8 protein-coding genes are annotated in these 13126 nt (G+C 62.4%); 3 read left to right on the top strand and 5 right to left on the bottom strand.

What is annotated here, in order from left to right; translation table 11 throughout:
- Positions 1-2 precede the first annotated feature (2 nt).
- Complete coding sequence (locus M511_RS10065; RefSeq protein WP_254901049.1) at positions 3-1142, top strand: alcohol dehydrogenase family protein; 1140 nt, start codon at positions 3-5, stop codon at positions 1140-1142.
- 89 nt (positions 1143-1231) lie between these two features.
- Here M511_RS10065 and M511_RS10060 read toward each other — a convergent pair whose 3' ends face one another.
- The 5 genes from M511_RS10060 to M511_RS10040 form a co-directional block, all read right to left on the bottom strand.
- Positions 1232-1732: an acetone carboxylase subunit gamma gene (locus M511_RS10060; RefSeq protein WP_010394643.1), complete on the bottom strand. Its 501-nt coding sequence runs from the start codon at positions 1730-1732 to the stop codon at positions 1232-1234.
- Positions 1733-1803: 71 nt separating this feature from the next.
- Entirely contained in the window at positions 1804-4119 is a 2316-nt protein-coding gene (locus M511_RS10055; RefSeq protein WP_085502106.1) for a hydantoinase B/oxoprolinase family protein, read from the bottom strand.
- 22 nt (positions 4120-4141) lie between these two features.
- Complete coding sequence (locus M511_RS10050) at positions 4142-6289, bottom strand: hydantoinase/oxoprolinase family protein (protein WP_010394647.1); 2148 nt, start codon at positions 6287-6289, stop codon at positions 4142-4144.
- 125 nt (positions 6290-6414) lie between these two features.
- A complete protein-coding gene (locus M511_RS10045; protein ID WP_227493481.1) occupies positions 6415-8241 on the bottom strand; it encodes a sigma-54-dependent Fis family transcriptional regulator in 1827 nt (608 codons plus the stop codon).
- A 111-nt stretch (positions 8242-8352) separates the two neighbouring features.
- Positions 8353-9678, bottom strand: a complete 1326-nt coding sequence (locus M511_RS10040; RefSeq protein WP_085502105.1) for an MFS transporter — start codon at positions 9676-9678, stop codon at positions 8353-8355.
- A gap of 224 nt (positions 9679-9902) precedes the next feature.
- Between M511_RS10040 and cyoA the strand changes: the two genes are divergently transcribed.
- Both cyoA and cyoB read left to right on the top strand, forming a co-directional pair.
- Entirely contained in the window at positions 9903-11105 is a 1203-nt protein-coding gene (cyoA, locus tag M511_RS10035; RefSeq protein ID WP_085502104.1) for a ubiquinol oxidase subunit II, read from the top strand.
- A gap of 12 nt (positions 11106-11117) precedes the next feature.
- Positions 11118-13124, top strand: coding sequence for a cytochrome o ubiquinol oxidase subunit I (gene cyoB / locus M511_RS10030; RefSeq protein ID WP_085502103.1), 2007 nt, complete (start codon positions 11118-11120; stop codon positions 13122-13124).
- The last annotated feature ends 2 nt before the right edge of the window (positions 13125-13126 follow it).

Genomic DNA, 13126 nt, shown 5'->3' with positions numbered 1-13126 from the left:
TCGTGACGACCGCTATCCCCGAAACGATGTGCGCCATGGTCCTGACCGGCCATGGCGGCCCCGACAGGCTGGAATGGCATGACGACTGGCCCGTTCCCCGCCCCGGCCCGGGCGAGGTTCTGGTCCGCATCACCGCCTGTGCCAAGAACAACACCGACCGCAAGGTGCGTGAGGGGCTGTATTCCGACGATGGCGCGGTCGCCTCATTCGCCATGGCGGGCGAGACGCTGACCTTTCCGCGCATTCAGGGCGCCGATGTAGTCGGCCATGTCGTCGCCGTGGGTCCGGGCGTATCGCCCGACCGGATCGGCGAAAGGGGGCTGCTCGATTTCAACATCTATCCCGATCAGCGCGACGATCTGAACCTTGCGCCGGATTATTTCGGCCATGGCGCAGACGGGGGCTATGCGGAATATGGCTGCTTTCCCTCGGACCAGTTCCACGCCATCTCCAACCCCGCGCTCAGCGATGCCGAGCTTGCGACACTGGGCATGTGCTCGTGGCAGACGGGCTATCACATGTTGACCTCGGCCAATGTTTCGGCAGGTGAGCATGTGCTGGTCACCGGGGCCTCGGGCGGGGTCGGAACCGCGCTTTTGCAAATGTGCCGGGTCATCGGCGCGATCCCCCATGCCATCGCCAGCGCCGGCAAGGCCGAGGCACTGCGCGCGCTTGGCGCCGAAAGCGTGATCGCACGCGAGACCGTCACCGACTGGCCCGTGGCGATTGCGCAGGCAACAGGCGGTGTCACGATCGACGCGGTGATGGATCTGGTCGGGGGCGAGATGACCGTGCCACTGATCCGCACCATGTGCCGTGACCTGCGCGGACGGCGGACACCACCGCGCCTGTCCATTGCCGGGGCAAGCGCGGGCAATGTCACTGCCCTGCCCTGGACGCTGATCTATCTTAATCAGGTCCAGATCTTTGGCGTCTCGCACGGCACCCGGGCCGAAGCGCGGCAACTGATCAGCTGGATCCGCGAGAACCGGTTCAGGCCCGTGCTGTCAGGGATCATGCCCCTGTCCCGCCTGCGCGAGGCCGAGCAGCTGTTTGTCGAGCGTAGCCGCGATTTTCTTGGCAAGCTGGTGATCGTCCCGGATCGGGTGATCGCGGAACAAGGGCTGACACCAATGGCCTGAACCTCCCGCCCGGCAGGGCAGATGTGCAAGGGGCGACCCACACCGGCCGCCCCTTGTCTGATGAACTGTCTTTGGCGATGGGCCGCAGGTCAGGCGCGCTCGGGCACCGGCAGACCCAGCCAGTCCTTGTAAAAGGTCTCGATATCCGGCTCAAAGTCATGGATGACCGGATACCATGGGGTCGGCGCCTCGACCTCCAGCAAATCGCCCGACAGCGGACAGAAATATTCGCGGATGACCTGCCAGTCGGGCGAGGGGGCCATCAGGCGCGGATAAATCTCTTCCATCTGCTGGGGGGTGCTACGCACCCGGACCCGGGCATAAAGTTTCCAGTTCTGGTCCCAGTCGCAGAAATCATGGCCCGCCTGACTGCGGATCACCCATTTCTTGTCCGACTTGCGCTGCACGATATACAGTTTAGGTCCCAGCGGCAGAATGATCGGATCGTCCCATTCCACCTGCTCTTGCAGGATCTCCAGATAGATCTGGAAACGCTCGCGGTCCTTTGGCGTGGACAGCATGTTATGCAGCGTGTCACGGTCGATCTTGCCGTCCACCAGATCCTTGATCTTGGCTTTGGTATAGGCCATCGGTTCCTCCCTTGGATTGGCCTTGAGGGGATATTGGCTGCGCCCGGGGGGAACGGACGCAGCCGGGGGCGTCATTCCTCGACGAATTGCACGGTCCTGACGTCCGGCAGTTCCGAGATATCCATCGAGTATTCCCGCCCGTAAGAAGGGATGGGCAGATCCGCCTCGCACAGTTTCCAGTCGGCGGGCAGGTTCCAGAAGGCGCGGAACTGCTCTTCAAATCGCGGCCCAAGCTTGAACGAGGCGGCATACATCTGCTGAACATGCACACCCGCATCCTTGTTCAGGATCCGCTGGCGTTCCTCGGCCATCCATTCGTTGGTCGGGACCGATTCCGCGAGCCGCTGTTTGCGGATGGCCTGACGGCGGACCTCGGTCGCGGCCAGATCCACGCCCTTCATGCCGTCGCCCGCCTCCTTCAGCACCACGCCATAGACGCTGTCGGCAAACCGTTCGAGCAGATAGCCGCCGTTCACGTCGTCAGCGACCTTCTGCGGCTCGCGGTCCAGAGGATCGCCAAAGCCCGGCCCACCCCGCATGTAGTTGAGGTAAAGGTCATAGTCCCTGAACATCGCCTCGGTGGTGATGGCCTGCTTGTCACGCTTGATGCGCGCGTCAGGCAACTGGCCATCCCAGACCGGATTTTGCGGGTCGGTATCGCCGCCATGGGGGATCGGGCCACCCTCGGCGATGAGCTCTTTCAGGCGGGTGTCATGGGCCTCGAACCGATAGCCCGAGGCAGCGGGGTAGCCACCCATCAGCCCCCAGTCCGAGCTGATATGCCCGTTACCCATAAAGAACATGGTCCAGTCTTTGGCGTTCCAGACCATGCGCAGCGATTCAAAGCCGCAGCCGCCGCGATACTTGCCCGCGCCGCCTGACGAGGCCTTGATCTGCCGACCCAGATAGATCAGCGGTTCGGCCAGTTCCCAGATCTCCATGTCACCCATGTCGCCTTCGGGGTTCCAGACCGCAGCGGCATGGCTGATCCCATCGCTGAAGGCGCTGGCCCCGACTCCGTTCGCGGCGCATTCGAACGAGTTCACGGCATGGATTTCATCATACTGGTTAAAGCCGCCGCCCTGTAGCCAGTTCGAGGTATTGGCGTTACCCGAGTTCACTTCTTCCAGATAGCCGCGCCCGAAATAGGCCCGGCTCAGCCCGCGCCACAGCGCAGTCCACGAACTGACGAGGAAATGCCATGAATAGCTGAATGCCACCCGCCTGTCGTCGGGGTTCATCCATGTGCCCTTGGGCAGGCGGAACTCGGTCCCGTAGGCGGCGCCGTCGTTGATCATCTCGGTCGGGATCAGCGACTGGGTCATCATCACCCAGATACCGCTGGTAAAGCTGACCTGATGGGCGTTGTAGGTGTGCCAGCCCCAGCGCGAGGCGCCCTCGAAATCCAGCCGCCATGTACCATCCCCGCGAATGGTGATTTCGGACGGGGTGTGCATGATCGTGTCGACCTTGGCAAAGTCCGAGGGGACCCGCACATCCTCATGCGCATAGGGCACGTCCACAAAACCGACCTGCCGATACTTGCCGGGAATGGTCATCGCCCTGATACGGGCCTGAAGACCCAGCCGGCCGTGCTCGACCGCCTCATAGGCGAATTTCCAATAGGCCTCGATACCCTCTTCGGCGATCACCTCCTGCACCAGATCGCGGATCATGTGGCAGCCCGCGACGCGGGTACGCTCGTCCAGCATCCAGTAGCGCGTAGTGCGCACCATGCGCTGGCTTTCGTGCAGCCAGTCGCGGAACAGCGTGTCATTTTCGCCAATCTTGCGGCAGGTGATCGAATAGCCGTCGCCGAAACGCTGCACCTGCCCGGTAGACATCGAGCCCGGCCCGACCGAGCCGGTGTCGATCACGTGGGTGACGCCACCGACCCAGCCGATCAGTTCCCCCTCGTGAAAGATCGGCACGATGGTGTGGATGTCGCAGGGGTGGACGTTCCCGATCAGGCTGTCGTTGTTGCAGAAAATGTCCTTGTCCCTGATGCCGGGGTTATGTTCCCAGCCGTTCTCGATCATATATTTGATCGCCGCGCCCATGGTCCCGACGTGGATGATGATCCCGGTCGAAGTCAGGATCGAGTCGCCAGCCGCGTTATAAAGGGTAAAGCACAGCTCACCCTCTTGCTCGACGATGGGCGATGCCGCGATCTTTTTGGCGGTTTCGCGCGCATCCACCACCCCGGCCCGCAGCCGCGAGAAAAGCTTGTTGTACTTGATCGGATCGCTGTCGCGCATCTCAAGCCGCTCAAGCCCGGCGTAATGTTTGGTCCGCCTGGTGGCCTCCATCAGCCGGTCGCGGTGTTGCTTCAGGGTCTCGCCGCCGCGGACGATGCCGCGCGTGTCGACCTTTGCTTGAATGTTCATGTCGATCTCCTCCCTCGGAGCTTCAGAGTTCTTTCAGGTGGAACAGGCGATGACCGTCGAGCCAGGTCTCGAAACCTCCGGGCACCACAAAGGTCGTGGCGTCGGATTCGATGATCGCCGGGCCGGTGACGCGGTTGCCCGGTTTCAGCTTTTCCATCTGGTAAAGCTGCGCATCGACCCATTGCTTGTGGCGATAGAACTTGCGGGTGCCAAGCCTGGCCTCTTCGGGCGGGGTCGGACCGGCCTCGGGTTCCTTGGGGATCCGGGGTTTGGGGATTGGCACCGTGCCGCGCATGATCGCGCCAGTCACCGAATAGCCAAGCTCGGGCGAGCGGGCAGCGGCGGCATAAACGCGTCCATAGGTGTCGTTGAAGGCCTCGACCAGCTTATCCCAGTCCTCGGCCGAGTTGGCCTCAAGGATCGGGCTTTCGATTTCCAGATCGTTCAGCTGGCCGCGATACTGCATGCGGAAACCGGGTTGCAGTGTCACGCGATCAGCGGAATAGCCGTTGATCTCGAACTCTTCGAGGACCCGCTCTTTGAGCTCTTCCCAAGCTGCCTGCAGGGTCTGGGCCTGACGGACCTTGAGATCATCCCCGGCCTCGCTTGCGATGTTGATATCGAGCGATTTATCATAGCGATACTCGAAATCCGCCGCCGCGCAGCCAAAGGCGGAAAAACCTGCCGCCCAGGCGGGAACGATCACATCCTCAAAGCCCAGACCCTCGGTATAGCCATAGGTGTGGACAGGACCTGCGCCACCATAGCTGAAGCAGACGAAGCTGGACGGGCTGTAACCCTTGCCCGAGATCATCGAGCGCAGATAGTCACGCAGATCGCTGTCCAAAAGCTCGATCACCCCAGCCGCGGCATCCTCGACCGACAGGCCAAGCGGATCGGCGATCTGCTCCTTCATCGCGTTCCAGGCCCGCTCGCGGTCCAGCTTGACCTGACCGCCAAGGAAGTTGTCGGGGTTCAGATAGCCAAGGATGACATGACAATCCGAGATGGTGACGGTCTCGATCCCCGATTCAGCCCAGCAGACACCGACGCGATAGCCCGCCGAATCCGGGCCAAGCTTGATCGCCCTGGTATAGGGGTCAAGCCGGATAAAGCTGCCCGCCCCGGCGCCGACCGAATCCATGGCGACCAAAGGCAGGGACAGGACAAGCCGCGCCATATCCGGGTCGTTGCGGATCGTCAGTTCGTTCTGGGTGATCAGCGCCACGTCGAACGAGGTGCCGCCAATGTCAGAGCAGGCGATATTGGAATAACCCAGCACTTCGCCAAGATATTTCGCACCGATCACGCCCCCGATCGGACCCGAGACGATGGTGCGCGCCAGCTCCTTGGCCTTCCAGCTGATGGTGCCGCCATGCGTCGCCATCACGCGAAAGTCGAATTTCGAGCCGTTATCCTTGAACGCGGATGAGATCTTGTTCAGCGTCTGGCGCGACGGCTCGGCGGCATAAGCCTCAAGGATGGTAGTATTGGTGCGGTGGGTTTCCTTGCGCACCGGATAATAGTCGGTCGAGGCAAAAACCGGGATGGACTTGCCCGAGGCCGCGATTTCCTCTTGCACGATATCGCGCACCCGCCGTTCATGCGCGGGGTTGCGGTAGCTGTGCAAAAGCGAGATCACGATGCCTTCGACATCCTGCGCGATCAGTTCGCGCGCAGCCTGACGGGCGGTTTCCTCGCGCAGCGGAATGACCACGGTACCCGACATGTCGATGCGTTCCATGACGCCGCGCGTCAGGTGACGCGGCACCAAAGGCTCGTCATAGTAATGGGTGTTCAGGTGGATCCGGTCTTCATAGGCAAAGCCCAGATAGGCCTGGATCGCACGGCCCATGCGGTGGAAATCCTCCATCCCCGCATTGACGATCAGGCCGCAGCGCAACCCCTTGCGCTGAACCACTCGGTTCAGCATGGCGGTGCCTGAATAGACACCGGTCTGGATTTCGGACAGCGCCTCTTCCAGCGTCAGTCCCCAATGCTCCAACCCCTCGCGAGAGCTGGCGATCAGGCCAAGCGCCTCGTTCTGTGGCGTCGATTGGGCCTTGCCGACGACGAATTCGCCTTCGCTGTCCACAAAGAACGTATCTGTCATGGTGCCGCCAGCGTCGATGCCCAGCACCTGCACCTTGCGTCTGTTGGGTTTGTCCAATGGCACGGTTTTCTCCTCCCATTGCGCCACCTCCCTGTGGCGTAGCGGCAGGATGGAATCGTGCCACCTGTCCGTGTTGTCCGGTTTTCGGACAGGGCGTCGGACAATGGCGGACAGAACGGCACTTATTCGCGGCGGGGCCGCCTGATGCCGTATTGGTCAAGCTTGAGGTAAAGCGTCGAGCGCGCGATCCCCAGCCTGCGCGCGACCTCGGTGATGTTGCTGCCCGCCTCGGCCATAGCCGCCATGATCTCGGCCCGCTCTCGGTCGCGCAGGGTTTCCTCGCGCCGCGGACCGGGTGCGCGCGTCAGGTGGCGGGGCAGGTCCGACGCATCAACCAGCCCGCTTAGCGAGGTCACACCCAGAGATTCCACCAGATTGCGCAATTCCCGCAGATTGCCCGGCCAGTCATGGGCCTGCAACTGCTGCATTGCCGCCGGGGTAAAGCGCAGCACCCTGCCCTGACGGTGCTGCGGCGCATAGGTCTGGGCAAAGCGGCGGATCAGCGCCGGCAGGTCCTCACGCCGCTCGGCCAGCGCAGGCAGGCGCAAGACCGCCGCAGCCAGCCGGAAATGCAGCGCCGAGCCAAGCCCGCCCACGCCAAGGCTGTCGGACAGCGGCACCGAGCACAAGGTTATCAACTGGACCGCCGTCCCCGCCCGTTCGATCTGCGCCAGCGCCTGCGTCAGAAGCGGCTGCACCTCGGCCGGGGTTTCGGCCGGTTCGTCAAGGCACAGCGTGCCGCCGCTTTGCGCCAGACGCAGCAATGCCTCGCTGCCACCCGATCCCGGCTTCAGCGTCGCCGCGTCAAGAAGGCTGCAATCGAGCATCTCGAACGGCAACCCGGCCAGGGGGCCACCTGCATGCAGCGCACGGGCAAAGGTCTCTTTGCCGCTGCCGACCGGCCCCTCAAGAACCAGAGGCAGGCCGTTTCCGACGATCCGTTCAGCGGCATTGCAAAGATCCTGCATCACCGCCCCTGTTTCAGCGATCTGGCGCAGATCTGGGGGCGCGGCCGGCTCACGCCGTGCTGGACGGGTGCGGCGGGGAAAGGTCACGACAACGCCCAGCGCCTCGCCACGTTCGGACAGGACATCGACCTCGGCATCGGCCAGAACCTCGCGCACCCGCCCGGCCAGATCATGGCAGTCGCCGTCGTTGTCCTTCATCAGGCTTTGCAGGACCGCACCTTTCGCTTCGACCTGCGCGGCAGCTTCGCGGCTGGGGGTGCGGGACCAGACTTTGCGCCCGTAGCGGTCAAGCAGCAACAGATCCTCGGCTCCCCCGCCATTGTGCCGTGCCAGCAGCGCATCAATCAGGACCGCATGTTCATGCAGACCGGCGCTGCGCAAGCTTTCCTCGATCTGCAAAGCCAGCGTCACCGACAGCGCGGCGCCCCGGCGCATGCTGTCCTGAGCAGGACCCGAGATATCGACAGCGCCAAGCAGCCGCCCGCTCAGCGGGTCATGGATCGGGGCTGCAGCACAGGACCAGCGCTGAATCGCCTCGCAGAAATGCTCCACCCCGGTGATGACGACAGGCTGGGCCAGATGCAGCGCGGTGCCGATGGCGTTGGTGCCAATCGCGCCTTCGTCCCAGCGCCCGCCCGGTTGCAGATGGTTTTCCGCACCGCGCGACAGGATGCGGGAATCGCCCGTCGCATCCATGACGACGCCTCTGCGGTCGCAAAGCAGAAGCATCGCCCCGGCGTCCTCAAGCATGTATCCGGTGCGGCGGATCGCGTTCTGCGCCGCCTTGCGCAGCCTCGCGTTGCGGTGGCGAATGCCATGCAATTCGTCCTGCGCAACCGTCGGCGCACGGTTGAGCGAGCCGATTTCCCCCCGCTCCCGTGATCTGACCCAGGACCTGAACACGATCTCCCGGATGCTGGGGGGCACGCTCCCCAACGCACGGAACCGCTCCCAGTCCTCCTTCTGGATGCTTTCCGTCATCATCGCGCCTTTCTGCAGGCTTGCCGCAGAGTAATGTGACTGGCGCAGCTTGTGTCAAGAAAAGAACGCCGCGCCCCGCCTCTGGTATGGGATCGGGGGACGGCGGGTCACCTAGCGGTCAGAGGTGCGAAAATCCAGCTTGCCCGACATGAGAATGGCGATGACCGAACAGACGGCGCCCGAAAGCAGGTATAGCCCCGCAGCCGACAGCCCCAGCCAGGTCGACAGCAGCAGTGCCGTCAGCGGCGCGAAACCCGCCCCGAACATCCAGGCCAGATCCGAGACGATGGCCGAGCCGGTATAGCGGTTGCGCGCCCCAAAGAGCGAGGCCACCGCACCCGAACTTTGCCCGAAGCTAAGGCCAAGGATAAAAAAACCGGCGATCATGTAAATGAGCTCTCCGGTCTCGCCGCCGGACAAAAGCAGGGGGGCGAGTGCCGCAAAACAACCGATAAGCAGCGCCCCGATCAGCAAGAGGTTACGCCGTCCAAAGCGGTCGGCAAGCCAGCCCGACAGCAGAATGGCAACGATTCCAGCAACGGCGGCCACGGCCTCGATAATCAGAAAGCTTAGCAGCGTCTCGTCGGTATAAAGATAGATCCAGGACAGCGGATAGACCGTGACCATGTGGAACATGGCAAAGCTTGCCAGCGGAACGAAGATCCCGACAAGCACCGCACCGCCATCCTCGCCGAGGGTCTTGCCGATGCGGGTCGGCTGCAGCTCACGCGATTCGAAAAGCTGGGAAAACTCATCGGTCGCGACGATGCGCAGCCGGGCAAACAGCGCCACCACGTTGACCGAGAAGGCGACAAAGAACGGGTAGCGCCAGCCCCAGTCCAGAAAATCCTGCGCCGTCAGATTGGCGGCAAGATAAGCAAACAGCAGGCTTGCCACGATCAGCCCGATCGGCGCGCCAAGCTGCGGCACCATGGCGTAAAGGCCGCGCCGGTTCGGTGGGGCCGTCAGCGCCAGAAGCGAGGGCATACCGTCCCATGCCCCGCCAAGTGCCAGCCCCTGTGCGATGCGCAGGATAGCAAGGATGACCACCGCCCAGCCGCCGACATTTTCATAGCTGGGGATCAGGCCCATCGCGACGGTGGCGGTTCCCATCAAAAACAGGGCTGCCGTCAGCTTGGTCACGCGTCCATGGCGTCTGTCAATACCCATGAACAGGACGCTGCCAAGCGGCCGGGCGACAAAGGCCAGTGCCAGCAGCGCAAATGACAGCAGCGTGCCGGTCAGCGGATCGACAAAGGGAAAGATCCGCTGAGGAAAGACGATCACCGAGGCAATCGCGAAAACGAAGAAGTCAAAGAACTCCGAGGTGCGTCCGATGATCACCCCGACGGCAATGTCCGAGGGTGAAACGCTGTGATGGCCGTGCGATGACGGGGCTGCCGTCCCGGCGGCGGGCATGGAAGAAGTTGTGCTCATGTTCCCGAGGAATCCGATGTGATCCAGATTCGCGCCCGGCTTGACCAAAGTCCACCGCGGCGTTTCCTACCTTATTGCTGCCGCAATGAGGGGCCAGGCAGTATAGGACAAAACGCCGCATGGCGGATTTGATCCAGATCAAGGTAAGCCAATTACCGCATAGGTCGCAGCCTTTCGCGACTCAGCCATCCGCACCTGTCGTTCACGGACACTCGGACAGTCCAATGACCCAAAAACGAAAATTCGCCGGCCTGCCGTGGCTTGCGCTGGCGTTCCCGCTGGCCGCCTGCAAGGCCGAAGTTCTGGCCCCCGCCGGGGATGTGGCGGCGCGACAGCGCGACCTGCTGGTGACCTCGACGCTGCTCATGCTGCTGATCATCGTCCCGGTCATGATCCTGACGGTGATCTTTGCGCTGCGTTACCGCGCCAGGAATCGCCGCGCCGACTATCAGCCCGACTGGGACCATTCGACCAAGCTTGAGTTCGTGATCTGGGCCGCGCCGCTTTTGATCATCATCACGCTTGGGGCGCTGACCTGGGTCGGTACGCATCTGCTGGACCCCTATCGCCCGCTTGACCGCATCACGAGCGGCAAGCCGGTGGCCAGCGACACCAGGCCTCTGCAGGTGCAGGTGGTGGCGATGGACTGGAAATGGCTCTTTATCTATCCCGAACAGGGCATTGCCTCGATCAACGAGATGGCGGTGCCGGTCGATCGTCCGGTCGAGTTCACGCTGACCTCGACCTCGGTCATGAACGCATTCTACATCCCGGCGATGGCTGGCATGATCTACGCCATGCCGGGGATGGAAACCAAGCTGAATGGCGTCTTTAACCGCCCGGGCGAATACAAGGGCATCGCCTCGCATTACTCGGGCCAGGGCTTTTCGGGGATGCATTTCAAGGCACTGGCCAGCGACGAGGCAGGCTTTGACGCCTGGGTCGCCAGGGCCCGGGCTGGCGGCGGCACGCTGGACCGCCCCCGCTACCTTGAGCTTGAGGCACCCAGCGAAAACGTGCCGCCGATGTCCTTTGCCGATGTCGATCCCCAGCTTTTCCAGCGCGTCGTGAACATGTGCGTCGAGCCCGGCAAGATCTGCATGGCAGAGATGATGGCCCTGGACGCCCAGGGCGGCACCGGGCTTGCCGGTACGATGAATGTGCAGCGGCTGACCTATGACAAGGACCAGCGACGCGGCACCCGCGCCCCGGTTCTGGGGTGGGAGCCCTTTCAGATCGCCTCGTTCTGCACGCCCGAGGATTCGGCGCGGATGTTCGGAAAATCGCCCGAGCTGACCCGCACGACAGTGAACATGACGCCTCTGCGCGGCCATGCGCTGCCCCCGCCGAAAGGGCTGTTCACCCCCTCACAGGACAATGCCGTGACGCTGTTGGACCCAACCAGGGGTCAGGCGCAGAAATTCTGATCGGACGCAAGCATGGCAACGTTTTCCAACGAAACCACCTTTCTTCTGGGCCGGCTGAACTGGGATGCGATCCCGAAAGAGCCGATCGTCCTGGGCACCTTTGTAGTCGTAGCGATGGGCGGGGTCGCATTGCTTGCAGCCCTGACCCGCTACCGTCTGTGGGGCTGGCTGTGGCGAGAGTGGTTTACCTCGGTCGATCATAAAAAGATCGGCATCATGTATATCATCCTTGCGCTGGTCATGTTCCTGCGCGGCTTTGCCGATGCGATCATGATGCGGTTGCAGCAGGTCTGGGCCTTTGGCGGATCCGAGGGCTATCTGAACTCGCATCACTACGACCAGATCTTTACCGCCCATGGCGTCATCATGATCTTTTTCGTGGCGATGCCCTTTGTCACAGGGCTGATGAACTATATCGTGCCGCTGCAGATCGGCGCGCGTGACGTTTCATTCCCCTTTCTGAACAACTTCTCGTTCTGGATGACGGTCGGGGGCGCGATCATCACCATGGCCTCGCTGTTTGTGGGTGAATTCGCACAGACCGGCTGGCTGGCCTTTCCGCCGCTGTCGGGCATCGGCTACAGCCCATGGGTCGGGGTGGATTATTACATCTGGGGCCTGCAGGTCGCGGGGGTCGGCACCACGCTTTCAGGCATCAACCTGCTGGTGACGATCCTCAAGATGCGCGCGCCGGGCATGACGATGATGCGGATGCCGGTGTTTACCTGGACGGCCTTCTGCACCAACATCCTGATCGTCGCCTCGTTCCCGGTCCTGACCATGACGCTGATCCTGCTGACGCTGGATCGCTATGTCGGCACCAACTTCTTTACCAATGACCTTGGCGGCAATCCGATGATGTATATCAACCTCATCTGGATCTGGGGCCACCCCGAGGTCTATATCCTCATCCTGCCGCTGTTCGGGGTGTTTTCCGAAATCACCGCGACCTTTTCGGGCAAGCGGCTGTTTGGCTACAGCTCGATGGTCTATGCCACCGTCTGTATCACGGTGCTGAGCTATCTGGTCTGGCTGCATCACTTCTTTACCATGGGCTCGGGCGCCTCGGTGAACTCGTTCTTCGGGATCACCACGATGATCATCTCGATCCCGACGGGGGCCAAGCTCTTTAACTGGCTGTTCACCATCTATCGCGGCCGCGTCCGGTTCGAACTGCCGATGATGTGGACGCTGGCCTTTATGCTGACCTTTGTGATCGGCGGCATGACCGGGGTGCTGCTTGCGGTGCCGCCCGCCGATTTCGTGCTGCACAACTCGCTGTTCCTCGTTGCGCATTTCCACAACGTCATCATCGGCGGCGTGCTGTTTGGCTGTTTCGCGGCGGTGAATTACTGGTGGCCCAAGGCCTTTGGTTTCAAACTGGATGTGTTCTGGGGCAAGGTCTCATTCTGGTTCTGGGTCATCGGCTTCTGGTTTGCCTTCATGCCGCTGTACATCCTTGGCCTGATGGGCGTGACGCGAAGGCTGCGTGTCTTTGATGACCCGGACCTGCGCATCTGGTTTGCCATCGCCGCCCTTGGCGCGGTGCTGATCGCCGTCGGCATCTTGGCCATGTTCGTGCAGTTCGGCGTCTCGATCATGCGCCGCAACCGCCCCGGATACCGCGACCCGACCGGGGACCCGTGGGACGGGCGCACGCTGGAATGGGCGACCTCGTCGCCACCGCCCGCCTATAACTTTGCGTTCAACCCGATCTCGCACGGGCTGGATACCTGGTGGGAGATGAAGCAGCAGGGCGCCACCCGGCCGACGTCAGGCTTCATGCCGATCCATATGCCGAAAAGCACCGGCACCGGCGTGATCCTTGCCGCTTTGGCGACGGTCTGCGGGCTGGCGATGGTCTGGTATATCTGGTGGCTGGCGGGCCTGAGCTTTCTTGGCATCATCGCTGTCTCGATCGCCCATACCTTCAACTATGATCGCGACTATTACATCCCGGTCCCGGAAATCGAGGCGACCGAGGATGCCCGGACGCGCCAGCTTGCGCAGGGGGTCTGAGC

The sequence above is a fragment of the Paracoccus sp. J56 genome (assembly GCF_019633685.1).
Classification (GTDB): Bacteria; Pseudomonadota; Alphaproteobacteria; order Rhodobacterales; family Rhodobacteraceae; genus Paracoccus; species Paracoccus kondratievae.
The sequence above is the reverse complement of the archived record's forward strand: the minus strand, read 5'-3'. Positions and strand labels throughout refer to the sequence as shown.